This window comes from Pseudomonas sp. G11-1, assembly GCF_024031555.1.
GTDB classification, from domain to species: Bacteria; Pseudomonadota; Gammaproteobacteria; order Pseudomonadales; family Pseudomonadaceae; genus Halopseudomonas; species Halopseudomonas bauzanensis.
In genome coordinates this window covers 764743-789060 of the sequence record NZ_QEYQ01000001.1, presented here as the reverse complement: position 1 = coordinate 789060, position 24318 = coordinate 764743, and the positions used below count along the sequence as shown (strand labels likewise).

Annotated in this window: 25 protein-coding genes and 1 other RNA gene; 21 read left to right on the top strand and 5 right to left on the bottom strand. The window is 61.3% G+C overall.

Features of this window, described 5'->3' with window-relative positions; genetic code table 11:
- The first annotated feature begins 64 nt into the window (after positions 1 to 64).
- On the top strand, positions 65 to 688 hold the full coding sequence (locus tag DHB74_RS03660; RefSeq protein ID WP_499160820.1) for an alpha/beta hydrolase: 624 nt from the start codon (positions 65 to 67) through the stop codon (positions 686 to 688).
- Positions 689 to 751: 63 nt separating this feature from the next.
- Complete coding sequence (gene zapE / locus DHB74_RS03655; protein ID WP_499160819.1) at positions 752 to 1846, top strand: cell division protein ZapE; 1095 nt, start codon at positions 752 to 754, stop codon at positions 1844 to 1846.
- Positions 1847 to 1914: 68 nt separating this feature from the next.
- Here the strand turns inward: zapE and DHB74_RS03650 are convergent, their stop codons facing one another.
- Complete coding sequence (locus tag DHB74_RS03650; RefSeq protein WP_280164665.1) at positions 1915 to 2955, bottom strand: NADP(H)-dependent aldo-keto reductase; 1041 nt, start codon at positions 2953 to 2955, stop codon at positions 1915 to 1917.
- A 304-nt stretch (positions 2956 to 3259) separates the two neighbouring features.
- Here DHB74_RS03650 and rplM point away from each other — a divergent pair, with 304 nt between their 5' ends.
- The 7 genes from rplM to DHB74_RS03615 all read left to right on the top strand — a co-directional run bounded on the left by rplM (position 3260) and on the right by DHB74_RS03615 (position 8183).
- The gene (gene rplM, locus DHB74_RS03645) at positions 3260 to 3688 is read left to right on the top strand and encodes a 50S ribosomal protein L13 (RefSeq protein WP_036989420.1); all 429 of its coding nucleotides are present in this window, start codon (positions 3260 to 3262) and stop codon (positions 3686 to 3688) included.
- Between the two features lie 12 nt (positions 3689 to 3700).
- Positions 3701 to 4093 (top strand): 30S ribosomal protein S9, encoded by a 393-nt coding sequence (gene rpsI / locus DHB74_RS03640; RefSeq protein ID WP_036989423.1) that lies wholly within the window; start codon positions 3701 to 3703, stop codon positions 4091 to 4093.
- Between the two features lie 270 nt (positions 4094 to 4363).
- The gene (gene petA / locus DHB74_RS03635) at positions 4364 to 4957 is read left to right on the top strand and encodes a ubiquinol-cytochrome c reductase iron-sulfur subunit (RefSeq protein ID WP_036990232.1); all 594 of its coding nucleotides are present in this window, start codon (positions 4364 to 4366) and stop codon (positions 4955 to 4957) included.
- Positions 4957 to 6180, top strand: a complete 1224-nt coding sequence (locus DHB74_RS03630; protein WP_036989427.1) for a cytochrome b — start codon at positions 4957 to 4959, stop codon at positions 6178 to 6180. The genes petA and DHB74_RS03630 overlap by 1 nt, the downstream gene beginning before the upstream one ends.
- Entirely contained in the window at positions 6180 to 6962 is a 783-nt protein-coding gene (locus DHB74_RS03625) for a cytochrome c1 (protein WP_036989431.1), read from the top strand. Before DHB74_RS03630 ends, DHB74_RS03625 begins: the two co-directional genes overlap by 1 nt.
- 156 nt (positions 6963 to 7118) lie before the next feature.
- Positions 7119 to 7748, top strand: a complete 630-nt coding sequence (locus DHB74_RS03620; protein ID WP_036989432.1) for a glutathione S-transferase N-terminal domain-containing protein — start codon at positions 7119 to 7121, stop codon at positions 7746 to 7748.
- Positions 7749 to 7790: 42 nt separating this feature from the next.
- Positions 7791 to 8183 (top strand): ClpXP protease specificity-enhancing factor, encoded by a 393-nt coding sequence (locus DHB74_RS03615; RefSeq protein WP_036990234.1) that lies wholly within the window; start codon positions 7791 to 7793, stop codon positions 8181 to 8183.
- Between the two features lie 54 nt (positions 8184 to 8237).
- Here DHB74_RS03615 and DHB74_RS03610 read toward each other — a convergent pair whose 3' ends face one another.
- Genes DHB74_RS03610 through DHB74_RS03595 form a run of 4 tightly spaced genes read right to left on the bottom strand, consistent with a single transcriptional unit; the run spans position 8238 to position 11598 of the window.
- Positions 8238 to 8804 carry a BON domain-containing protein gene (locus DHB74_RS03610; RefSeq protein ID WP_036989434.1) on the bottom strand — a complete coding sequence of 189 codons (567 nt, stop codon included), beginning with the start codon at positions 8802 to 8804 and terminating at the stop codon, positions 8238 to 8240.
- A complete protein-coding gene (locus DHB74_RS03605; RefSeq protein ID WP_036989435.1) occupies positions 8801 to 9394 on the bottom strand; it encodes a phosphoheptose isomerase in 594 nt (197 codons plus the stop codon). The genes DHB74_RS03610 and DHB74_RS03605 overlap by 4 nt, the downstream gene beginning before the upstream one ends.
- A 12-nt stretch (positions 9395 to 9406) precedes the next feature.
- Complete coding sequence (locus DHB74_RS03600) at positions 9407 to 9772, bottom strand: YraN family protein (protein WP_051610941.1); 366 nt, start codon at positions 9770 to 9772, stop codon at positions 9407 to 9409.
- A gap of 5 nt (positions 9773 to 9777) precedes the next feature.
- Positions 9778 to 11598: a penicillin-binding protein activator gene (locus DHB74_RS03595; RefSeq protein ID WP_499160818.1), complete on the bottom strand. Its 1821-nt coding sequence runs from the start codon at positions 11596 to 11598 to the stop codon at positions 9778 to 9780.
- Between the two features lie 141 nt (positions 11599 to 11739).
- Here DHB74_RS03595 and rsmI point away from each other — a divergent pair, with 141 nt between their 5' ends.
- From rsmI to murG, 12 genes are all read left to right on the top strand, one after another.
- Positions 11740 to 12588 carry a 16S rRNA (cytidine(1402)-2'-O)-methyltransferase gene (rsmI, locus tag DHB74_RS03590; RefSeq protein WP_499160817.1) on the top strand — a complete coding sequence of 283 codons (849 nt, stop codon included), beginning with the start codon at positions 11740 to 11742 and terminating at the stop codon, positions 12586 to 12588.
- A 102-nt stretch (positions 12589 to 12690) separates the two neighbouring features.
- Positions 12691 to 13041, top strand: an RNA gene (gene rnpB / locus DHB74_RS03585) — RNase P RNA component class A.
- A 309-nt stretch (positions 13042 to 13350) separates the two neighbouring features.
- Positions 13351 to 13806 carry a division/cell wall cluster transcriptional repressor MraZ gene (mraZ, locus tag DHB74_RS03580; RefSeq protein ID WP_036989437.1) on the top strand — a complete coding sequence of 152 codons (456 nt, stop codon included), beginning with the start codon at positions 13351 to 13353 and terminating at the stop codon, positions 13804 to 13806.
- Complete coding sequence (gene rsmH / locus DHB74_RS03575; protein WP_280164664.1) at positions 13803 to 14744, top strand: 16S rRNA (cytosine(1402)-N(4))-methyltransferase RsmH; 942 nt, start codon at positions 13803 to 13805, stop codon at positions 14742 to 14744. Before mraZ ends, rsmH begins: the two co-directional genes overlap by 4 nt.
- On the top strand, positions 14741 to 15055 hold the full coding sequence (gene ftsL / locus DHB74_RS03570) for a cell division protein FtsL (protein WP_036989440.1): 315 nt from the start codon (positions 14741 to 14743) through the stop codon (positions 15053 to 15055). The genes rsmH and ftsL overlap by 4 nt, the downstream gene beginning before the upstream one ends.
- Positions 15052 to 16797: a peptidoglycan D,D-transpeptidase FtsI family protein gene (locus tag DHB74_RS03565; RefSeq protein WP_280164663.1), complete on the top strand. Its 1746-nt coding sequence runs from the start codon at positions 15052 to 15054 to the stop codon at positions 16795 to 16797. Before ftsL ends, DHB74_RS03565 begins: the two co-directional genes overlap by 4 nt.
- A complete protein-coding gene (locus DHB74_RS03560; RefSeq protein WP_280165689.1) occupies positions 16797 to 18245 on the top strand; it encodes a UDP-N-acetylmuramoyl-L-alanyl-D-glutamate--2,6-diaminopimelate ligase in 1449 nt (482 codons plus the stop codon). The genes DHB74_RS03565 and DHB74_RS03560 overlap by 1 nt, the downstream gene beginning before the upstream one ends.
- On the top strand, positions 18238 to 19611 hold the full coding sequence (locus DHB74_RS03555; protein WP_280164662.1) for a UDP-N-acetylmuramoyl-tripeptide--D-alanyl-D-alanine ligase: 1374 nt from the start codon (positions 18238 to 18240) through the stop codon (positions 19609 to 19611). Before DHB74_RS03560 ends, DHB74_RS03555 begins: the two co-directional genes overlap by 8 nt.
- Positions 19612 to 19616: 5 nt before the next feature.
- On the top strand, positions 19617 to 20699 hold the full coding sequence (mraY, locus tag DHB74_RS03550; protein WP_280164661.1) for a phospho-N-acetylmuramoyl-pentapeptide-transferase: 1083 nt from the start codon (positions 19617 to 19619) through the stop codon (positions 20697 to 20699).
- A gap of 10 nt (positions 20700 to 20709) precedes the next feature.
- Positions 20710 to 22059, top strand: a complete 1350-nt coding sequence (murD, locus tag DHB74_RS03545) for a UDP-N-acetylmuramoyl-L-alanine--D-glutamate ligase (protein ID WP_280164660.1) — start codon at positions 20710 to 20712, stop codon at positions 22057 to 22059.
- Positions 22056 to 23234, top strand: coding sequence for a putative lipid II flippase FtsW (gene ftsW / locus DHB74_RS03540; protein WP_083392364.1), 1179 nt, complete (start codon positions 22056 to 22058; stop codon positions 23232 to 23234). Before murD ends, ftsW begins: the two co-directional genes overlap by 4 nt.
- Positions 23224 to 24297: an undecaprenyldiphospho-muramoylpentapeptide beta-N-acetylglucosaminyltransferase gene (murG, locus tag DHB74_RS03535; RefSeq protein ID WP_036989449.1), complete on the top strand. Its 1074-nt coding sequence runs from the start codon at positions 23224 to 23226 to the stop codon at positions 24295 to 24297. Before ftsW ends, murG begins: the two co-directional genes overlap by 11 nt.
- Positions 24298 to 24318: the final 21 nt, after the last annotated feature.

Below are 24318 nucleotides of genomic sequence, written 5' to 3'. Positions count from 1 at the left end.
ACTGACTAGCTTCAGTGTAGGTTATGCGACGCAGGTGGGAATACAGCAGTCACGGAGAAACTGAATGAAGCACAACGCTGAAGACAAATTACTGATCGATGGTCCCGCCGGGGCGCTGGAGCTGCTGGTGACCCGTGCCGAGCAGGCGCAGGCGGTGGCGATCATCTGTCATCCGCACCCGCTGCATGGCGGGACCATGCACAACAAGGTGGTCTCCACATTGATGCGCGCGGCGCGGGACCTCAACGCCAATACAGTGCGTTTCAATTTCCGTGGGGTGGGGGAGAGCGGCGGTGAGCATGCCGCCGGGGTAGGTGAAACCGACGACTGCAAGGCGGTGATCGAGTGGGCGGCGCGGGAGTTCGGTGATCTGCCCCTGTGGCTCATGGGCTTTTCCTTTGGCGGTTATGTGGCCGCTGCGGCTGCCTGCGAGCAGGCTGACTGGCCGGCTCGGGTAGTGCTGGTAGCCCCCTCGGTTGAGCGCATGCCCTTCGCCGATCTGCTGCCGTTGCCGGGGCCGACCACGGTGCTGATGGGGGAGGCGGACGAGGTAGTCGCACCGGAGGCGGTGTTCGGGCTATTCGAGGATCAGGCTGATGTTGAGGTGGTACGCTTCGCCGATACCAGTCACTTCTTCCACGGCAAGCTGGTGGAGCTGAAAGCGGCGGCGGAGCAGGCGCTTGGCTGATTGCCAAGTGGCGGCATGGCAGGTAGAGTACGGGCCCCTGTTTTTCACTGGACCCCACCCAGCATGACGCCTCTTGAACGCTATCAGGCGGACCTCAAGCGTCCGGACTTTTTCCATGATCCTGCGCAGGAAAATGCAGTCAGGCATCTGCAGCGGCTCTACGACGAGATTCTCGAAGCGGGTCCGCCGCGCAGTGTCGGCCTGTTCGGCAAGTTTCGTCCCAAGCGCAGCATACCGGTCAAGGGTCTGTATTTCTGGGGGGGCGTCGGCCGGGGCAAGACCTATCTGGTCGATACCTTCTTCGATGCCTTGCCGATCAAGCGCAAGATGCGTACGCACTTTCACCGCTTCATGCAGCGGGTCCATCAGGAGCTGCGTGAACTCAAGGGCGAGAAGAATCCGCTGAAGCTCATCGCCCGCAAGTTCGCCGATGAGGCGCGGGTGATCTGTTTCGATGAGTTCTTCGTCACTGACATCACGGATGCCATGATCCTCGGCACACTGATGGAAGAGCTCTTCGATCACGGTGTCATCCTGGTCGCCACCTCCAACATCGTACCTGATGGCCTGTACAAGGACGGCTTGCAGCGGGCGCGTTTCCTGCCAGCCATTGCGCTGCTGAAGGAACATACCGAGGTGGTGAACGTGGACAACGGCGTGGACTATCGTCTGCGCGCGCTGGAGCAGGCCGATCTGTATCACTGGCCGCTGGGTCAGGAAGCGGACTCCAGTTTGCAATGCAGCTTCGACAGCCTGGTGCTGGAGCCGGAGCATGTGCAGCATAATGCCGAGTTGACTATCGAGAATCGCGCGGTCAAGGCGGTGCGGATGTACGAGAACGTCGCCTGGTTCGAATTCCGCGAGCTCTGTGACGGGCCGCGCAGCCAGAACGACTATATCGCCCTGGGCAAGATCTTCCAGGCGGTGCTGATTTCAAATATTGAGCAGATGAATCTGGCCAAGGACGACATGGCGCGACGCTTCATCAATTTGGTTGACGAGTTCTATGATCGCAACGTCAAGTTGATCGTCTCGGCAGAGGTGCCACTCAAGGATCTGTATGTCGGTGGCCGGCTGGAGTTCGAATTCCAGCGTACCCTCAGCCGCCTGCTGGAAATGCAGTCTCATGATTTTCTGGCTCGGCCGCACAAGCCTTGAGCTGGTGATGACGCGGCGTAACGAAAAGGGCAGCTCGAGTGGCTGCCCTTTGTCGTTATGGAAGACGCTTAAGGTGCGGGATTGGGTTGGCTGCGGTGAATTTCCTCGATGCTTTCCAGGATCTTGTCCGTCAGCCCCATATTGATGCTGCTGAGGTTGCGGTTCAGCTGGTCCATATTGGTCGCACCAATGATATTGCTGGTAACGAAGGGTTGCCGGGTGACAAAGGCCAGCGCCATCTGTGCCGGGTCCATGCCATGGTCCCGAGCCAGCTGTACGTAGCGGGCGCAGGCCTTCTGGGCCTGTGGGTTGGTATAGCGGCTGAAGCGGCTGAACAGCGTGAGGCGTGCTTTCTCCGGTCGCAGGCCATTCAGGTACTTGCCCGTGAGAGTACCGAAGGCCAGTGGCGAGTAGGCGAGCAGGCCGACCTGCTCGCGTATCGATATTTCGGCCATCCCGACCTCATAGCTGCGATTGAGCAGATTGTAGGGATTCTGGATTGACACGATCCGCGGCCAGCCGCGGGCTTCTGCCAACTGCAGAAAGCGACTGGTGCCCCAAGGGGTTTCGTTGGACAGCCCGATATAGCGGATCTTGCCAGCCCGCACCAACTCATCCAGCACCTCCAGCGATTCTTCAATCGGCGTGATCTGTTCCTCCAGATCATGCTGGTAGCCGAGCTTGCCGAAGAAGTTGGTGTTGCGGTCGGGCCAGTGCAATTGATAAAGATCCAGATAATCAGTCTGTAAACGCTGCAGGCTGGCATCCAGGGCGGCGGTGATATGGTGGCGATTGAAGCGGGTCTGGCCGCCGCGGATATGCTGCATGTCGCGGCTCGGGCCGGCAATCTTGCTGGCCAGCACCCAGTTGTCACGCTGGCCTCGTTCGCGCAGGTACTGGCCGATGATGGTTTCGGTCGAACCATAGGTCTCGCCGCGCGGCGGTACCGGATACATCTCGGCGCAGTCGATGAAATTGACGCCGGCGTCCCGTGCTCGGTCGATCTGGGCGAAGGCGTCGCGCTGGGTGTTCTGTTCGCCCCAGGTCATGGTGCCCAGGCACAGGGCGCTCACTTTCAGGGGGCTGCTGCCGAGGGGGCGGTATAGCATGTGATGGCTCCCGATCAGGAAATGAACCGCCATTATTGGTCATGTGGCCAATAATGCCAGGAATGTCTGGTGCGGCTGGTGATGGTTCAACATTAAGGGTTGTAATTTTCTACCACGTTGGCATAATGCCCGCCACTTTCGACAGGATGCCTAGCCTGTCGTTGTTGTTACAGCGCAGATGCCACCCAGACCCACAGAGCCCCCACTGAGTGTCTGTCTAGGCTTTGTTGGCTTGTAAAAACACATATCATTCTGTAAGATTCGCCCTCTTCAATATAAGAGCGGCCTCTGAGGCTAGGATTTAATGAAAACCTTCAGCGCCAAACCGGAAACAGTAAAACGCGACTGGTACGTAGTAGATGCCACTGGTCTGACCCTTGGTCGTCTGGCTACCGAAGTTGCTTCCCGCCTGCGCGGCAAGCACAAGCCTGAGTACACCCCGCACGTGGACACTGGTGATTACATCGTGATCGTCAATGCCGAAAAAATCCACGTGACCGGCAACAAGGCTCAGGACAAGATCTACTACAGCCACTCCGGTTTCCCGGGCGGTATCAAGTCGATCAATTTCGAGAAGCTCAACCTGCGCGCTCCTGAGCGTATCATCGAGATCGCAGTCAAGGGCATGCTGCCCAAGAATCCTCTGGGTCGTGCGATGTATCGCAAGATGAAAGTGTATGCCGGTGCTGCTCACCCGCATACTGCTCAGCAACCCCAAGAACTGAAGATCTAACAGGAGCTCACTATGTCGGTTACACAGAACTACGGCACTGGCCGCCGTAAAACCGCTACCGCTCGGGTCTTCCTGCGTCCGGGTACTGGCAACATCTCCATCAACAACCGCAGCATCGAGACCTTCTTCGGTCGCGAAACTGCCCGCATGGTGGTTCGTCAGCCGCTCGAGCTGACCGACAGCACCGAGAAGTTTGACGTCTACGTCACCGTTCAAGGTGGTGGTATTTCCGGTCAGGCTGGTGCTATCCGTCACGGTATCACCCGTGCGCTGATGGATTACGACGAGACTCTGCGTAGCGAGCTGCGCAAAGCCGGCTTCGTAACCCGTGATGCACGTGAAGTCGAGCGTAAGAAAGTGGGTCTGCGTAAAGCGCGTAAGCGTCCGCAATACTCCAAGCGCTAAGTCTTCAGGCTGCGGCCTCGAAAACGCCCGGTTTCCTTCACAGGAACCCGGGCGTTTCTGTATCTGCGACAAGGTGTCACGTATTCAGGGGCGCATCCGGAACGCCCGTCGCGCCTCGCTTGGGGTAAACTTCGCAGATGCTTGGTTAATGGAGATCGCCTTGTCATGATGGGGCTTTTTCATTACCATCTGTTTCATTTTGTGCAGGCAGTTAAAAACTTGAAAAGCCCTTGTTTCAAAGGGCTGAATTAGCTGATGGGAGACGACTGGATGAGTAATGACGGCGTAAATAACGGCCGGCGTCGCTTCCTGGTAGCAGCCACGAGTGTGGTGGGTGCTGCTGGTGTAGTGGGGGTTGCTGTGCCCTTTGTGGGGTCATGGTTCCCAAGCGCAAGAGCCAAGGCGGCAGGTGCGCCGGTTAAGGTGAATGTGAGTAAGATCGAGCCGGGCCAACAGATTGTTGCCGAGTGGCGCGGCCAGCCGATCTTCATCTCGCGCAGAACACCGGAAGCCCTGGCGTTGCTGGATGAAATGGACAGCGTCGTAGCCGACCCCAATTCCGAGTCGTCCGATCAGCCGGAGTATGTAGACGGCAAGACCCGTGCCATCAAGCCCGAGCTGCTGGTTGTGCTGGGTATCTGCACACACCTGGGCTGCTCGCCGTTGTTCAAGCCGGAAGTTGGCGCCGCTGACATGGGAGCTGACTGGAAGGGTGGCTACTTCTGTCCCTGCCATGGCTCGTTCTACGATATGTCCGGTCGTGTGTTCAAGGGTATGCCTGCCCCGCTGAACCTCCCCGTGCCACCGCATACCTATGAGTCCGATGACGTCATCATCATCGGTGTGGATGAGGAGACAGCCTGATGAGCAAGCTGCTTAACTGGGTCAACGAACGTTTGCCCGTCACTCAGGTCTGGGAAGACCACCTGAGCAAGTATTACGCACCGAAGAACTTCAACTTCTTCTACTTCTTCGGCTCGCTTGCGCTGCTGGTGCTGGTCAACCAGATCATCACCGGTATCTGGCTGACGATGAGCTACGAGCCCTCCGGCGCAGGCGCCTTCGCCTCGGTCGAATACATCATGCGTGATGTGGAGTACGGTTGGCTGCTGCGCTATCTGCACTCCACCGGCGCTTCCGCGTTCTTTGTGGTGGTCTATCTGCACATGCTGCGCGGCATCATGTATGGCTCCTACCGCAAGCCCCGTGAGCTGGTCTGGACCTTCGGTATGCTGATCTATCTGGCGCTGATGGCCGAAGCCTTCATGGGTTACCTGCTGCCCTGGGGGCAGATGTCCTACTGGGGTGCCCAGGTGATCATCTCGTTGTTCGGTGCGATCCCCTTCATTGGTCCGGATCTGGCTCAATGGGTGCGCGGTGACTACCTGATTTCCGGGATTACCCTGAACCGCTTCTTCGCGCTGCATGTGATCGCTGTGCCGATCGTGCTGCTGGGCCTGGTGGTCCTGCATATCATCGCGTTGCATGAAGTCGGCTCCAACAACCCCGATGGTATCGAAATCAAGAAGCTGAAGGATGAAAACGGTATCCCGCTGGATGGTATCCCGTTCCACCCTTACTACACCGTCAAGGACATCGTCGGCGTGGTGGTCTTCCTGTTCGTGTTCTGCACCGTGGTGTTCTTCTTCCCGGAAATGGGTGGTTATTTCCTGGAGAAGCCGAACTTTGAAATCTCCAACCCGCTGAAGACGCCTGACCACATTGCACCGGTCTGGTACTTCACTCCCTTCTACGCCATCCTGCGCGCCGTGCCTGCTATTGCTGGTTCCGCATTCCCGGGTGTGTTGGCGATGGGCGGCGCGATTGCCGTGCTGTTCGTATTGCCCTGGCTTGATCGCAGCCCGGTCAAATCGATCCGCTACAAGGGCTGGATGAGCAAGCTGTGGCTGGTGATTTTCTGTGTCAGCTTCGTGATCCTGGGTGTGCTGGGTGCCATTCCCGCAACACCGGGTCGTACCTTGCTGTCGCAGGTGTGCACCGTTCTGTATTTTGCCTTCTTCATCCTTATGCCGTTCTACACCCGTATGGAGAAGACCAAACCGGTTCCGGAGAGGGTTACTGGCTGATGAAAAAACAATTGATTGCTTTGATGTTTGCGTTGCTGCCGGGCTTTGCTTTGGCTGCCGGCCCCAGCGTGCCGCTGGATAAAGCCAATATCGACCTGTCGGACAAGGCGTCCCTGCAAGACGGTGCCCGCACTTTCGTCAACTACTGCATGGGTTGCCACTCGACCCAGTACCAGCGTTACGAGCGTGTTGCGACCGATCTGGGTATTCCTGAAGAGTTGATGATGGAAAACCTGGTGTTCAGCGAAGGCACTCTGTATGGCGAGCACATGACAATCGGCATGCGTCCGGAAGATTCCAAGGTGTGGTTCGGTGCTGCGCCGCCGGATCTGACCATGGTTGCCCGTGTGCGTGGCGAGGATTGGTTGTACTCCTATATGCGCGGCTTCTATGAGGATCCGTCCCGTCCGCTGGGTTGGAACAATACTGTCTTCGCCAACGTGGGGATGCCGAACGTTCTGGCTGAACTGCAGGGTCGCCAGGTCAAGGGCTGCAAGCCGATGCCGGTCAAGGATGGCAACAGCATCGTGCGTGACACCCTGACTGGTGAGCCGATGCTGGAAGAGCAGTGTGATGTTCTGACCGTGGTTGAAGATACCGGTACGCAAACCGAGGAAGAGTTCGATACCACGGTGCGCAATCTGGTCGCCTTCCTCAGCTATTCAGCTGACCCGATCAAGGAAACCCGTCATCGCATCGGTGTATACGTGCTGCTGTATCTGGCCATCCTGTTCGTCTTCGCCTATTTGCTGAAGCGCGAATTCTGGAGAGATGTGCACTGATTCCGGTCTGTCCGAAGCAAAACACGCGCCCCCTTTGGGGCGCGTTGTTGTTTCTGGGGTATAATGCTCGCTTTCGATAAAGGCCTGGCCAGCGTTTCGCTATGCTGACCATCCGCGGGCGCTTTACCGTAATCGCCACAGGATGAGGGTTGATATATGAGTGTTACCGCCAACAAGCGTTCTTCGATGGCTTTCTTTTCCGATCCGACCGACCAGTATTGTCATCGGGTGCGCATTGTGCTGGCAGAAAAAGGGGTGACCGTCGACATCGTCAATGTCGAGCCGGACAACCATCCGCAGGAGCTGGCGGAGGCCAACCCCTATAATACGGTGCCTACGCTGCTTGATCGGGATCTTGTGTTGTACGAGCCGAACATCATGATGGAATATCTTGATGAGCGCTTCCCCCATCCGCCGCTGTTGCCGGTATACCCGGTGGCGCGAGCCAACAGCCGTCTGCTGATGTACCGTATCCAGCGGGACTGGAGCGTGCTGGTGGATGTCCTCAGCAACCCGAAAAGCCCTGCCGCAGCTGTCACCAAGGCGCGCAAGGAGCTGCGGGAAAGTCTCACAGGCGTGGCGCCGGTATTTGCCGAGATGCCCTTCTTCATGAGTGACGAATTCAGTCTGGTCGATTGCTGTCTGGCGCCGATCCTATGGCGTCTGCCCATGCTGGGGATTGAACTGCCGCGCCAGGCCAAACCGCTGCAGGACTACATGGAACGTATCTTCCAGCGTGAAGGTTTTATCGGCAGCCTGTCTGCCGCTGAACGGGATATGCAGTAACCCGCCATTCATCTTTACAGCACAGGAGTGAGCATGGTGCGCATGAGCTCAAGCCGTCCCTATCTGGTCCGGGCACTGTACGAGTGGATTCTGGATAACGACAGCACTCCCTACGTGCTGGTCAACGCTGATTATCCGGGCACCGTGGTGCCAGAAGGCTTCGTGGAAGGGGGGCAGATTGTGCTCAATCTGTCGCCCAGTGCTATCCGGCATCTGGACATGGATAACGAGCGGGTCTGTTTCGATGGGCGTTTCGGTGGGGTGGCCCAGCAAGTCTGGATCCCTATGGGCGCGGTCATGGCAATTTACGCCAGGGAGAACGGCCAGGGCATGGTCTTCGAGATCGAGACCGAAACGCCGCCGCCGGATGGCGATACTCCGCCGGAAGACTCGCCGAAGCCAGCTGGCCGGCCGTCATTGAAGGTGGTCAAGTAAGCAGTAACTGATAAATACAGCGGCGATGCCCCAAAAGGCATCGCCGTTTTTCATTCAGTCGATATATTCGAACAGCTTGACTATGCGCTGCACGCCGCCGACCTGCTGCACCGCAGCCACGGCGGCATTGGCCTCCGCATGGGTGACCAGGCCCATCAGATAGACCGCACCGGCCTCGGTGACGACCTTGACGCGGCGCCCGGGTATGTTGCTGTCGGCCAGCATGCGGGTCTTGCTGCTGGAGGTGATCAGGGCGTCATTGTTGCGCGCCAGCAATGACAGTTTGGGCCCCACTGTCAGCTCGTTATGCACCACCTTGACTCGTTGCACCTGTTTCACTGCATTGCCTGCCACTTCACGCAGCTCGGCCCGCGGAACCTGGCCGGTGAGCAGGGCCACGCCGTTGTAGCTCACCACATCGAAGCGGGCCTGGCTTTCCAGGTCGGGGTGAGCCTTGGCGACATTGACGCGGGCTTTGGTTTCGATCAACTGGTCATCGATACTGCTACCCAAAGTGCGGGTGCCGTAATTGTGATTGATGGGGTTCTCCCGGGTCGCAGTCAGCACGCCACTGCAACCAGTCAGGGTCACCGCCAGGATCACGGCGGTCAGGCGGATCATTCTTCGCTCCCGAACAGTTGCCGATCGATCAGATCACACAGGCAGTGGATCGCCAATAGGTGGACTTCCTGGATACGCGCGGTGGAGCGGGCTGGTACGCGGATTTCCACATCTTCGGGCAGCAGCAGCGATGCCATGCCGCCGCCATCACGCCCGGTCAGTGCCACTACCAGCATGTCGCGGTCATGGGCTGCCTGGATGGCCTGCAGGACGTTGCCGGAATTGCCGCTGGTGGAGATCGCCAGCAGCACGTCGCCGGGCTGTCCCAAGGCGCGAATCTGCTTGGAAAAGACTTCGTCGTAGCTGTAATCGTTGGCGATCGAGGTAATGGTCGAGCTGTCGGTGGTCAGGGCGATGGCCGGCAGGCTGGGACGCTCGCGCTCGAAGCGATTGAGCAGTTCGGAAGAAAAGTGCTGGGCATCGCCGGCGGAGCCGCCGTTACCACAGGTAAGGATCTTGCGCTCACTCAGCAGGCAGCTGACCATCAGCTGGCTGGCTTGCTCGATGCTTGGCCCCAGTACATCCATGGCACGGGTCTTGGTTTCAATGCTGTCGGTGAACAGCTGTCTGATACGGTGTTGCATGTCCATAAGAAGAACTCGCTAGCAGGTGAAGGCTTCTCGGATCCATCGGTATGAGGCCGGGTCCGCGGGATCGCCGGTAGCCGCGACAACGTCGAAGCGACAGGACTGGTTGACCAGGTGGGGATGGGTCAGCAGGTAGTGATGGGCGGCAGCAATCAGGCGTTTCTGCTTGCGCCAGTCCACGGTCTCTACCGCATCGCCCCACTGGTTTCGTCGCCGGTAGCGCACTTCGACGAATACTACTGTATCCGCATCGCGCATGACCAGATCCAGCTCGCCCTGTTTGCAGCGGTAATTACGGGCGAGCAGGCGCAGCCCGGCGCTGATCAGCAGTCGTTCGCTGGCGCGCTCGGCCTGGTTGCCGGTGCGCTGCTTGTCGGTCAGTTGAGTCATTGCAGCAGTAACGGGGATTCCATTATCGGTTGCAGCTGGCCATCGACCATCTCGCCCCAGGGCAGGACCCGTAGAACCCGGCCATTGCCATCCAGAGACAGGGTGCCGGTGGCGCCGTCGATGCGGGTGTCAGGCTGCTCCTGCATCTGCAGCAGGCGACTGAAAATGCGCTGGGCATCCACGCCCATGGCATACAACCGGCCCATGGGACCGGCCGCCGTCGGCCAGTTGTCTACCACCGGCTGGTAGAGCGGGTCGGCGCGGGTCAGCAGCCAGGGGATTTCGGCAATCATGATGCCGTCGATATCGGGGTTCGGCTCGCCATTGAGAGATAGCCGATAGGCGCGGGAGGCGGCATACACCGGGAGGTCGCCGGCATACTGGAATACCAGAGTCGGCTTGATCTGGCGGGCCTGCAGTGGGTCGGCGGCCAGGAACAGGGCGTCCAGGTCCGGCCGTGGTGCGGGTTGTGTCACCCCGACGTCGCCGAGGCCGCCCTGCACGTCCTGATTGGCTTGTTGCCTTTCGCGCACTTGCAGCAGGTCGGCGATCTGCCCGGAGATGCGTGCCGGTTCGTCGATGGTTTCGTGGCCAACCAGCAGGCCGCCCAGTTCTTGCCAGTGGTCGGCGAAGGCACGCGCCGAGCGCTGGCTCCAGTCATCGCGGTTGGCCAGAATTGCCATCTGTCGATGTCCATCCTGCCAGGCCTGCAACGCAGCGGAACGGGCTTCATCTTCCGGGGCCAGGCCGAACTGGAACAGTCCGGGCGGTGGCGTGGCGGTGGAGTCGGCATAATTCAGCGCCAGGGTCGGCAGCGGCAGTTCGGGTAGGGCGGCCAGGGCTCCGACCTGCTGACGATCCAGCGGGCCGACGACCCATTGCACGCCATCGGCCTGGGCCTGCTGGTAGAACTGCAGCAGATTGCCGTAGGCGCCGCTGTCATACAGGCTGATCCGGGGCTGGGTCAGGCCTTCGCTGTAAGCGTGGTACTGGGCGGAGAGAAAGCCGTCACGCAGAGCATCGGCGGCGGCGGCCAATCCGCCCGCGAACGGCAGTAGCAGAGCGATGTGTTGTGGGCGCTCGGCGTGCAGTTCGAGCAGCCGGCTGATGGCCTCGGGTGGTGTGACCGCCGCCGGATGGCTGGCATGCCGGTCCTGCCATTGCTGCATGGCATGGACCTGCAAATCCAGATTGCCATGGTCGCGTACGATCAGCGCCAGCTCCAGCCAGCCAGCCAGGTCGCCGCTGGCGGTAGTGGAAGCCTCGCGCAATTGCTCGGTCGGTGCCTGATTCAGACTGGTCCAGATCTGCGCCAAGTTGTCCTGCTGGGCGTGGGCAGGCAGCAGATTGTGAATAAAGACGCGCTCCTGAGCCGCGCTCAAATGCTCACCGGCGGCGGCCATGGTTTGCGCGCGCAGCAGCTGGATATCCAGTTGCGCTTCGGGCGTCAGGCTGTCGAGCTGTTGCAGCGACGGGTGACGCAGGGCACGCAGCGCGGCAGCCGGTTGGTCCAGCGCCAGTTCGCTGCGCGCCTGCAGTTCACTGAAGCGCTGTTGCTGGTCCAGTGGCAGGTCGCTCTGCGGGATCATTGCGAGAATGCTGCGCACCTGATCGAATTGATTGCGGTTCAGAGCGGTCTGGGCCGCATGCAGGCGCAGCAGGTGTGCTTCGGCACCGGAGCGGCGTTCGGCCTGGCGGAGAATGTCCTCGATAGGGGAGTCGGTGGTAGCGGGCAGTTCCGACAACTGACGGGGAGTCGAGGAGCAGCCGGCAATCAGCGAAGCCAGCAGCAGGCCGGCAAGCGGCAGACGATTCATGCGGAGCATCAGGCAGGGTACCTTGTGGCGCGTGAGCAATTGACCTGCATTGTAACCAAGGCCCGTGCTCCCCGCCATGCGCTTGGGTGGAACCTGGTCACGTCCTGTACAATGTGCGACAAACTCGTCACAGGATTCGTCATGGCTGTCACTACCGGTACCTTGTATATCGTCGCTACCCCGATCGGCAATCTGCAGGACATGACGCCACGGGCGCTGGATATCCTCAATGCGGTCAGCCTGATCGCCGCGGAGGATACCCGGCACAGCGGCCGGCTGCTGCAACATTTCAATATCCAGACGCCGACCACCGCCTGCCATGATCATAATGAGCGGGGCAAGAGCCAGCGGCTGGTCGAGCGCCTGCTGGCCGGCGAAGACCTGGCGCTGATTTCCGATGCTGGCACGCCGCTGATCTCCGATCCGGGCTTTCATCTGGTGCGCCTGGCGCGGGAGGCAGGGGTACGCATCTGCCCGGTGCCCGGCGCTTGTGCTTTGATCGCCGGGTTGAGTGCAGCGGGCCTGCCATCGGACCGTTTTGCCTTTGAAGGCTTTCTGCCGGCCAAGTCCCATGGTCGCCGCCAGCGCATTCAGGGGTTGGCGACGGAGCAGCGCACCTGGATGCTCTATGAGGCACCGCATCGGCTGCTTGAATGCCTGGAAGATCTGCTGGAGCTGCTGGGGCCGGAGCGTCAGGTGGTGTTGGCGCGGGAGCTGACCAAGACCTTCGAAACCATCAAGGGTGCGCCGCTGGCCGAGCTGGTGGAGTGGGTGCGCGCCGATGCAGACCAGCAGCGGGGGGAATGTGTGCTGATTGTCGAAGGTGCGCCGCAGCCGGACGACGGCGATGCGCTGGACCCGGCTGCCGAGCGGGTGCTGGATATCCTGCTGGCAGAGTTGCCGGTGAAACAGGCGGCGGCACTGGCGGCGCAGATCACCGGGCTGAAGAAGAACCGGCTGTATCAGTTGGCTCTGGGCAAGAATGCCTGACCTGAACGGCTTGGTTTGGTGGCGTCGAGGCCGCGGGAAAATCCCCGTTCTTGAGCGATCAGCGCTTGCTGTCAGCCAGCAACCGGGCTAATCTTGCGCCCAGGAGTTGGCCGAACAGTCGCTGTATCGCTTTGGCGGTATGGAGGAAAGTCCGGGCTCCACAGGGCAGAGTGCCAGGTAACGCCTGGGAGGCGTGAGCCTACGGAAAGTGCAGCAGAGAGTAGACCGCCTAAGCGCGCAAGCGCCGGTAAGGGTGAAAGGGTGCGGTAAGAGCGCACCGCGCGACTGGCAACAGTTCGTGGCATGGTAAACCCCACTCGGAGCAAGACCAAATAGGAACCCTATGGTGCGGCCCGCACTGGGTTCGGGTAGGTTGCTACAGGCAGTCAGTGATGGCTGTCGCAGAGGAATGACTGTTCTCGACAGAACCCGGCTTACAGGCCAACTCCTATTTTTTCCCGCAGCAAGATTTTTCTTCTCTTCTGAAAAACACCTCCGCAAACCTCATGTTCAACATTAAGTTGCATGAGCATGTCTTTGTTATTTCTTCTCTTATCTCTGAATAGTTCTGGCCCGACGGACGGTTTTCCTTCCTTATTGCCGCTAAACCCTCGCCATATAAGGCTTTTTCTCTGAATTGGTGACTTGACGCTGTTTGGCCGCCTTTCTATAGTGTGCGAAAGTGGGGTGAAGTGGGTGAAAGTGGATTTTTTTGGGTTTGGCGTTGTCACAACAGTGGTCTCATCAGAGGAATAACAAAACGTGTTTCGTGGAGCGAACGCCATCAATCTGGACGCCAAGGGGCGACTCGCGATGCCTGCCCGGTATCGTGACCGTCTGCTGGACTCCTGTGGCGGTCAATTGGTCGCGACCATTGCCCTCGAAGAACGTTGCCTGTGGATCTACCCGATGCACGAGTGGGAAGCCGTCGAGCAGCAGTTGCGCAAGGCGCCGAACATGCATCCGGCGGTCAAGCGGCTCAACCGCCTGCTGATCGGTAATGCCAACGAAATAGAACTGGACAGCCATGGCCGCTTTGTCGTGCCGCCGCTGTTACGCGATCACGCTGGCCTGGACAAGAAAGTCATGCTGGTAGGTCAATTGAGCAAATTCGAGCTGTGGAGTGAAGAGGTCTGGCAGGCCACCACCGCAGCTTATCTGGAAGAAGAGCAGGATGTCGGCGAGCTGCCGGCAGAACTGCATTCACTGAGCCTATGAATCAGCAGACCGAATTGAAACATGTCAGTGTACTGCTGAACGAAGCGCTGGAAGGACTGGCGGTTCGACCGGAAGGCACCTATATAGATGGCACTTTCGGCCGCGGCGGGCACAGCCGCGCCATTCTCCAGCAACTGGCCGAAGGGGGGCGGCTGCTCGGCTTCGACAAGGACCCGGAGGCAATACGGGTCGGGAAACAGCTGGCGGCCGAAGATGGCCGCTTTGTCGTTGTACAACGTTCATTTGCCGATATGGCCGAAGAGCTGCGCGAGCGCGGCTTGCATGGCCGTATCGATGGCGTGTTGCTGGACCTGGGCGTGTCCTCGCCGCAGCTGGATGACCCGCTGCGTGGCTTCAGTTTTCTCAACGACGGCCCGCTCGATATGCGCATGAATCCTGATATCGGCCAGAGCGCCGCCGACTGGATCAACAGCGCTGACGAAGCCGACATTGCCACTGTGCTCTGGGAATATGGCGAGGAGCGTTTCTCCCGCCGCATGGCCCGGGCTATCGTCAACCGTCGCGCCGAGCAGCCGTTCACCCGTACCGCGGACCTGGCTGAAGTGATCAAGGTTGCCAACCCCGCCTGGGAAAAGCACAAGCATCCGGCTACCCGCGCTTTCCAGGGGATCCGCATCTTCATCAACCGCGAGTTGGAAGATCTGGCTGACGGCCTGCGCGCCGCCCTCGAGGTGTTGGCGCCGGGCGGCCGTCTGGCCGTCATCAGCTTCCATTCGCTGGAGGATCGTCAGGTCAAGCAGTTCATGCGCCGCGAAGCCAAAGGTGCGCCACTGCCCCGTGGACTGCCGGTGCGTGATGCAGATATTCACACCAGTCTGAAACTGATCGGCAAAGCCATCAAACCATCGGCTGACGAAGTCGCCGCCAACCCACGCGCCCGCAGTGCGGTATTGCGCGTGGCGGAGAAACACAGATGAGCGAACAGACCCAGTCCGCCACCAACCAGACCCGTTCCGGCCTCCCCGCCGGCAGCGGCTGGTTGCTTACGGTCTGGATCCTGATTCTGGGTAGTGCGCTGGCGGTACCCTACAGCGCACATTGGAGCCGTCAGTTGCTTAATGAACTGGCAGCCGAGATGACCCAGCGCGAGAAGGCGCAGGCAGAGTGGGGTCGGTTGATCCTCGAGCAGAGCACTTGGACGGCGCACAGCCGGGTTGAGACGATTGCGACCCGCCAGCTGGGCATGCGGGTTCCCGAGCCCAACGAAGTGATTCTGGTGCAGCCATGAAGAAATTTGCCCTCAAGCCCAATGGCAGTCTCTATCCCTGGCGTTTCCGGCTGGTCATCGCGTTGCTCGGACTGTGCTGCGTGGCGGTGACCTGGCGCATTGTCGAACTGCATGTATTGGACGAGGGCTTCCTCAAGAACCAGGGCGACAAGCGCAGCGTGCGCCACGTACCCATTCCCGCCCACCGTGGGCAGATTACCGACCGCAATGGTGAGCCGCTGGCAGTGAGCACGCCGGTCTTGACCATCTGGGCCAATCCGTCCCAGTTGATCAACCAGCAGCAACAGTGGCCTGCGCTGGCCGAGGCGCTGGGTACTGACCTGTCCACCTTCAGTCAGCGCCTGCAGAGCAATGCCGACAAGGAATTCATCTACCTGCGTCGACGCATGGTGCCGGCGGCTGGCGAAGCGGTCATGGCGCTCAAGGTGCCGGGTGTCTACAGCATCGAGGAATATCGACGCTTTTATCCGGCGGGAGAAGTGGCGGCCCATCTGGTCGGCTTCACCAACGTGGATGAGAAGGGTCAGGAAGGTGTCGAGCTGGCTTATGACCACTGGCTGGAAGGCCTGCCGGGCAAGCGCCAAGTATTGCAGGACCGGCGCGGCCGGCTGATCAAGGATGTGCAGGTGGTCAAGAATGCCCGCCCGGGCAATGACCTGGCGCTGTCCATCGACCTGCGCCTGCAGTATCTGGCGCACCGTCAACTGCGCGAAGCGCTGCAGGAATTCGAGGCGCGGGCCGGCTCCATCGTCATGCTCGACGTGCGCACTGGCGAAGTGCTGGCGATGGTCAACCATCCCACCTACAACCCCAACAACCGCGCCAACCTCAAGCCGGACATGATGCGTAATCGCGCGCTGATCGATGTGTTCGAGCCCGGTTCCACGGTCAAGCCGATCTCCATGAGCGCCGCGCTGGCATCCGGTCGCTGGTCACCCACCGATCAGGTCAATGTCTACCCCGGCACTCTGCGTATCGGGCGCTATACCATTCGTGACGTGTCCCGGGCGCCGGGCGGCGTACTCGATCTGACCGGTATTCTGCTCAAGTCCAGTAACGTTGGCATGAGCAAGATCGCCTTCGATATCGGTGGCCCCGCGCTGCGCGAAACCATGCAGAATGTCGGTTTCGGCCAATATACCGGGTTGGGCTTCCCCGGCGAGCGGGTCGGCAACCTGCCGAGCTACCGCGAGTGGCGCCAGGCTGAAACCGCCGCGTTGTCCTACGGTTATGGCCTCTCGGTGACCACCATGCAGATGGCCCAGGCCTACGCGATTCTCGCCAATGATGGACGCAAGGCGCCAATGTCGCTGCTGCGCATCAACGAGAAGCCGGGCACCCAGCAGATGATTCCCGAGGACGTGGCCCTGACTGTACAGGGCATGTTGCAGCAGGTGATCGAATTGCCGGGCGGTACGTTTCGGGCCCAAGTGCCTGGTTACCACGTGTCCGGCAAGAGTGGTACGGCGCGCAAGACCAGCGTCGGCAGCAAGGGCTACAAGGAAGACTCCTACCGTTCGCTGTTTGCCGGCTTCGCCCCCAGTACCGATCCGCGCATCGCCATTGCCGTGGTCATCGATGAACCGACCAAGGGCGGCTATTACGGCGGCCTGGTCGCGGCACCGGTGTTCAGCGGCTTGATGTCCAACGCCCTGCGCCTGCTGAATATCGCTCCGGACAATCTGGCCGAGATGCAACAGGTCGAGTTGCCGACCGTGGATGCCGGGGAGGAGCGCGGATGATGCAGCTCCAGCACCTCATTCCCCAGTGGCAGGGCGCACCGGTAGAGATTGCCGGTCTGACCCTGGATAGTCGCAAGGTGGCGCCGGGCTTCCTGTTCCTGGCCATGCCGGGGCAACGCCACGACGGCCGTCAGCATATCCAGCAAGCCATTGCTGCTGGTGCCGCCGCGGTGGCCTATGAGGCCGGCGATGGCTTTAGCTGCGACGCCGATATTCCCACGCTGCCGGTTGTACAACTGGCGAATGAGCTGTCCGCCATTGCCGGACGATTCTACGGTCAACCGGCGGATAGCCTGGGATTGATCGGTATTACCGGCACCAATGGCAAGACCAGTGTCAGCCAGATGCTGGCCCAGGCGTTGAACCGTCTGGGCCAGCCGTGCGGTGTCATCGGCACCCTCGGCAGTGGCCTGCCGGGAGCCTTGCTCGACCATGGCATGACCACTCCCGATGCGCTGGCGGTGCAACAGCAGCTGGCATCGCTGCGTGATCAGGGCGCTCAGCGGGTCAGTATGGAAGTGTCGTCCCATGCATTGCAGCAGGGCCGGGTGGCTGCATTGCAGTTCGAGGTCGGTGTGTTCACCAACCTGAGTCGCGATCATCTGGATTATCACGGCGACATGGCCAGCTACGGTGCGGCCAAGGCCCGCTTGTTCGGTCAGTCGCGGACTGCTGTCATCAACCTCGATGACGACTTCGGCCGACAACTGGCGGCCAATTGCCCGGTACCGGTTGCTACCTACAGCGTGAGCGACGAGGCGGCCGACCTGCATTGCAGCGATATCCGCTTCGACGCCGAAGGTATCAAAGCGCGACTGCATACTCCCGCCGGTAGCATCGACCTGCGCAGCCCGCTGCTCGGCACATTCAACCTGTCGAATCTGCTGGCGGTCGCTGGCGCTTTGCTGGCCCTGCGGATATCCCTGGACCAGGTTGCCGAGCTGCTCGGCGAGCTGCTGCCGCCGGATGGCCGCATGCAACGCCTGGGTGGCAACGGCCAGCCGTTGGTAGTGATTGACTATGCCCATACCCCGGACGCCCTGGAAAAGGCACTTGCTGCTTTGCGCGCCCATGTGGCCGGGCGGCTGATCTGCGTGTTCGGCTGTGGTGGTGACCGTGATCGCGGCAAGCGTCCGCTGATGGGACGCATCGCCGAGCAGGGCGCCGACCAGGTGGTGGTGACCGATGATAATCCGCGTACCGAGCCATCCGTCGCGATCATCGAGGAAATCCGCGCCGGTATTGAACAACCACAGCGGGTCACAGTCATAGCCAACCGTGCCGAGGCCATCAGCCAGACTATCGCCCGTGCCGAGCCGGGGGATGTGATCCTGCTGGCTGGCAAGGGCCACGAAACCTATCAGGAGATTCATGGGGTGCGTCACCCTTTCAGCGATATCGAACAGGCCGAACGCGCCTTGCAGTACCGGGAGGATCAGCATGCTTGAAGCCATGCGCCTGTCGGATTTGCTCAAACCGCTCAACGCTGCACTCAATGGCAGCGATGCCAGCTTCGACAGTGTCAGTATCGACGCCCGTGCGGTGCGCCCTGGTGCGCTGTTCGTGGCGCTGCCCGGCAGCCGAGTGGATGGCCATGACTTCCTCGCCCAGGCCCGCGCCAACGGTGCGACCGCCGCCCTGGTCGAGCGGGCCGTGGATGACCCGCTGCCGCAACTGGTGGTGCATGACGGTGCCTATGCGCTGGGTCAGCTCGGCGCCTTGAACCGTGCGGCCTTCACTGGTCCGCTGGTGGCCATTACCGGTTCCAGCGGCAAGACCACAGTGAAGGAGATGCTGGCAGCCGTTCTTGCCGAATGCGGTCCGGTACTGGCCACTCGCGGCAACCTGAATAACGAACTGGGTGTGCCCCTGACCCTGCTGGAACTGGCCCCCGAGCATCAGTATGCCGTGGTGGAGATGGGCGCGGCCGCGCTCGGCGATATCGCCTACAGCATGCGCCTGGCCAAGCCCAGCGTGAGTGTGTTGACCAACGCGGGTGTGGCGCATATCGGCCGGTTCGGCAGCGAGCAGGCCATCGCCGAAGCCAAGGGCGAGATATTTGCCGGTCTGGACAGCCAGGGCCAGGGCGTGATCAACCTCGACAGTCCGTGGTTCGAGAACTGGTACCAGACCCTGGGCCAGCGCAAGAAACACGTGTTCAGCACCCAGAACCCGACCGCCGAGCTGCGTGCCGAGAACATTCGCCTCGATGATTCCGGCTGCGCCCAGTTCACCCTGATAGCGCCCGCCGGGCAGGTCGACATCCAGCTGCAGCTGGCGGGGCAGCACAACGTCGCCAACGCCCTGGCGGCGGCGGGCGCGGCATTGGCGTTGAACGTGCCGCTGGATGCCGTCGGTCGTGGCCTGGGTAAGCTCCAGCCAATGGCCGGTCGCGGCCAGCGCCTGTCCGGTTACAACGGCGCAACAGTTATTGATGACAGTTACAACGCCAACCCGGCGTCGGTACGCGCGGCGATCGAGCTGTTGGCCAGTCTGACCGGGCAGCGTCTGCTGGTGCTGGGTGACATGGGAGAGCTGGGCCAACTGGAAGACCAGGCACATACCGACATCGGTGCCTACGCTCGGGAGCAGGGGCTCGATGGCCTGTATGCCACCGGCCGACCGTCGGCGCTGGCAGCTGCGGCCTTCGGTAACGGCGGCCAGGTGTTCCCCGATCGCGCCGCACTGGTGGCGGCACTCAAGACACGGCTGGACTCGAACTCCCGGGTACTGGTCAAGGGCTCGCGCAGTGCGGGTATGGAAGAAGTCGTCGCCGCTCTGGTGGCAGGCTCGCAAATCACGGACGAGGGCTAGCCGACATGCTGCTGATACTTGCTCAATATCTCCAACAGTTTCACACCGGCTTCGGTGTATTTCAGTACCTGACCCTGCGCGGCATCCTGGGTGTGCTCACTGCCCTGGGACTGGCGCTGTTTCTCGGTCCCTGGATGATCCGTACCCTGCAATTGCGCCAGATCGGCCAGGCAGTACGCAATGACGGGCCGCAATCGCATCTGTCGAAAAAGGGCACACCCACCATGGGGGGTGCGCTGATCCTGATGGCCATCACCGTCAGCACGCTGCTCTGGGCCGACCTGAGCAACCTGTACGTCTGGGTGGTGCTGGGCGTGACCGTCAGCTTCGGCGCCATCGGCTGGGTCGATGACTACCGCAAGGTGGTGGAGAAAAACTCCCGCGGCCTGCCGTCGCGTTGGAAGTATTTCTGGCAATCGGTGTTCGGCCTGATGGCGGCGGTGGTGCTGTACCTGGCGGCGGAAACCCCGCTGGAAACCACCCTGATCGTGCCGTTCTTCAAGAATCTCGAGTTCCAGCTGGGCATCTTCTTCGTGGTGCTGACCTATTTCGTCATCGTTGGCTCCAGCAACGCGGTCAACCTCACCGACGGGCTGGATGGCCTGGCGATCCTGCCGACGGTGATGGTGGGCGGTGCGCTGGGCATCTTTGCCTACCTGTCGGGTAACTTCCAGTTCTCCCAGTACCTGCTGATTCCCTATGTGCAGGGCTCCGGTGAGCTGCTGATCTTCTGCGGCGCGCTGATCGGTGCCGGCCTCGGTTTCCTGTGGTTCAACACCTATCCGGCCCAGGTCTTCATGGGCGATGTGGGGGCGCTGGCTCTGGGGGCGGCGCTGGGCGTGATCGCGGTAATCGTCCGTCAGGAAATAGTGCTGTTCATCATGGGCGGCATTTTCGTGGTCGAGACCCTGTCGGTGATCGTTCAGGTGGCCTCGTTCAAGCTGACCGGCCGCCGGGTGTTCCGCATGGCGCCCATTCATCACCATTTCGAACTGAAGGGCTGGCCCGAGCCGCGGGTCATCGTACGTTTCTGGATCATCACCGTGGTACTGGTGCTGATCGGTCTGTCCACGCTCAAGTTGCGTTGAGGAAAACAAGGTGTCACTGATCACTACGGACAAACAGCGGATCATAGTCGGACTCGGGGCGACCGGCCTGTCGGTTGCCCGGTACCTGGCTGGTCGTGATATGCCGTTTGCCGTTTGCGACACCCGCGCCAACCCGCCGGGCCTGGACAAGCTCAAGCGCTTCGCGCCCATGGCCGACCTGCATCTGGGTGAGCTGGACGCCGAGCTGCTGAGCAGTGCCGGCGAGCTGATCGTCAATCCGGGTATCGCCCTGGCCACGCCGGCGATCAAGGCGGCAATCGACGCTGGCGTGAGCGTGGTCGGCGACATCGAACTGTTCGCTCGCGAGGCGGATGCGCCGATCGTCGCGATCACCGGTTCCAATGCCAAGAGCACCGTCACCACCCTGGTTGGCGCCATGGCCGAGAAGGCCGGCCGGCAGGTGGCGGTGGGCGGCAATATCGGCACGCCTGCGCTGGATCTGCTGGATCAGCGCGCCGACCTCTATGTGCTGGAGTTGTCCAGCTTCCAGCTCGAGACCACCCAGGCGCTGAACGCCGAAGTGGCCACCGTGTTGAACGTCAGCGAAGACCATATGGATCGCTACAGCGGCCTGGCGGCCTATCACCTGGCCAAACACCGCATCTTCCGCGGTGCCCGGCAGGTGGTGATCAATCGGGATGATGACCTGACCCGCCCGCTGGTGGCCGATCAATTGCCGTGCTGGAGCTTTGGCCTGTCCCGCCCCGACTTCAAGGGGTTTGGTCTGGTGGAAAAGAATGGCGAAAACTGGCTGGCCTTCGAATTCCAGGCGCTGATGCCTACCGCCAAGCTGAAGATCCGCGGCGCGCACAATCAGGCTAACGCTCTGGCGGCACTGGCGCTGGGGCACGCCATCGGCCTGCCGATGGCAGCCATGCTGGATGCCCTGCGCGAGTTCGCCGGTCTGCCGCATCGCTGCCAATGGCTCGGCCAGCACGGCGGGGTGGATTACTACGACGATTCCAAGGCGACCAACGTCGGTGCGGCGCTGGCGGCCATCGAAGGCTTTGGCGCTGACCTGCAGGGCAAGCAGGTGTTGATTGCCGGCGGCGACGGCAAGGGGGCTGACTTCTCGGCGCTTATCGAGCCGGTAAGCCGTTACTGCCGGGCGGTCGTTCTGCTCGGCCGGGATGCTCCGGTATTGGAGCAACTGCTGACCGGTCATGTGCCGGTACAGCGGGTGACTACCCTGGACGAAGCGGTTGCGGCAGCTGCAGCGGCAGCCGAGCCGGGCGATGCGGTGCTGTTGTCACCGGCCTGCGCCAGCCTGGACATGTTCCGCAATTTTGAAGAACGCGGCCGGCTGTTTGCCGACGCGGTCGGGAGGTTGCCGGTATGATCTTCACCGACGCCATGCAACGCTCACTTGCTCCGCTGATCGGCGAGCGCCGCTTCGACCTGGATATGCCGCTGCTGGTAGGTGGTCTGGCCTTGCTCGGACTGGGATTGGTAATGGTCACGTCCGCGTCCATGGAAGTGGCCGCCGGGCAGCTGGGCAACCCTCTCTACTATATGAACCGTCAGCTGGTGTACATGCTGATCGGTGTGATGGCGCTGCTGGCCACCCTGGCGGTGCCGGTCGGATTATGGGAGCAGTTCCGCTTCCCGCTGTTGTTCCTCGGCTTTGCCCTGTTGATCGCGGTACTGATTCCGGGTATCGGGCGGGAGGTCAATGGCAGCTGGCGCTGGATTGCCGTCGGGCCGATCAACGTGCAACCCTCGGAGCTGGCCAAGCTGTTCGCCGTGGTGTTCCTGGCCGGTTATCTCGTCCATCGGCGGGACGAGGTCAAGGAACAGTGGTTCGGCTTTATCAAGCCATTCATGGTGCTGGGGCCGATGGCCTGGCTGCTGATCATCGAGCCGGACTTCGGTGCCACCGTGGTACTCATGGGCGCGGCTACCGGCATGCTGTTCCTTGGCGGCGTCGGGCTGTTCCGCTTCACCCTGCTGTTCGGTTCGCTGGGCGGTCTGGCGGCATTGCTGGTGTTGTTCGAGCCCTATCGCCTGCAGCGCCTGACCAGTTTCCTCAATCCCTGGAACGACCCCTACGGCACCGGCTATCAGCTGACCCAGGCGTTGATCGCCTTCGGCCGCGGCGAATGGTTGGGTACCGGACTGGGCAACAGCATCCAGAAACAGTTCTACCTGCCCGAGGCTCACACCGATTTCGTGTTCGCGGTGCTGGCCGAAGAGCTGGGCCTGATCGGCGCGCTGGCGGCCTTCGCGCTGTTGATCTTCGTCGCGGTGCGGGCCCTGTATATTGGTCTCTGGGCCGAGAAGGCCGGACGTTATTTCTCCGCCTATCTGGCCTATGGCCTGGCGATCATGTGGTGTGGCCAAGTGCTGATCAACGTCGGCGTGAATATCGGCTTGCTGCCCACCAAAGGGCTGACCCTGCCGTTCCTCAGTTACGGGGGCAGCTCGCTGGTGGTCTGTTGTATCAGCCTGGGGCTGTTGCTGCGTATCGACTGGGAGCGCCGGCAGGCGCTGCGGGAGGCTGCCAATGACCAGTAAGGTATTGATCATGGCGGGCGGTACCGGTGGACACGTATTCCCGGCGCTGGCCTGCGCCCGGCAGTTGCAGGCGCAGGGCTATGAAGTGCACTGGCTGGGCACTCGCCGTGGCATCGAAGCCGAGCTGATTCCGGCGGCCGGGATTCCCGTGCATTACATCGATATCCAGGGGCTGCGCGGCAAGGGCAAGGCTGGCCTGTTGAAGGCGCCGGTGCGGCTGCTGCGGGCCCTGAGCCAATCCCTCAAGGTGGTACGCCAGCTGCAACCGGTTTGTGTACTGGGTGCTGGCGGCTATGTCACCGGTCCCGGCGGTGTGGCGGCCTGGTTACGGCGCATTCCCCTGGTGATTCACGAACAGAACGCCGTGGTCGGTACCACCAACCGGCTGCTGGCAAACATCGCCGCGCGTCGTTGCGAAGGATTTGATGGCAGTTTTGCGCCGAGTGCCAAGCGGCGCAGCACCGGCAACCCGGTGCGTGAAGATATCTTTGCCGTGCCGCCAATGAGCTGGGACGGCAGTCGCTCGCCGCGCTTGCTGGTACTCGGCGGCAGCCTTGGCGCATTGCCGTTGAACCGACTATTGCCCGACGCGCTGGCGCAGCTGCCTGCCGATCAGCGGCCGCAGGTGCGCCACCAGTGCGGCAAACAGCATGTGGAAGCGGCCCGTGAGGCCTATACCAGTGCCGGTGTGGAGGCCGCAGTTGAACCCTTCATCGCCGATATGGCCGAGGCTTACGCCTGGGCCGACCTGGTGGTGTGTCGCGCTGGGGCGCTGACAGTCGCCGAACTGGCGGCTGCCGGGCGCCCGGCGCTGCTGATCCCGTTGCCCCACGCTATTGATGACCACCAGAGCGCCAACGCCCGTTATCTGGCTGATCGCGGTGCAGCCGAGCTGCTGCCGCAGAACACCTTGACCGCCGCGCAGCTGGCGCAGCGGCTGAACACCCTGTTTACCCAACCGGAGACGTTACAACAGATGGCAGAACATGCCCGCAAGCAGGCCAAACCCGACGCCACAGCGGATGTGGTCCGCGCCTGCCTGGAGGTCGTCCGTGAACACTAAGGCCACCTATAGTCTCCCGGC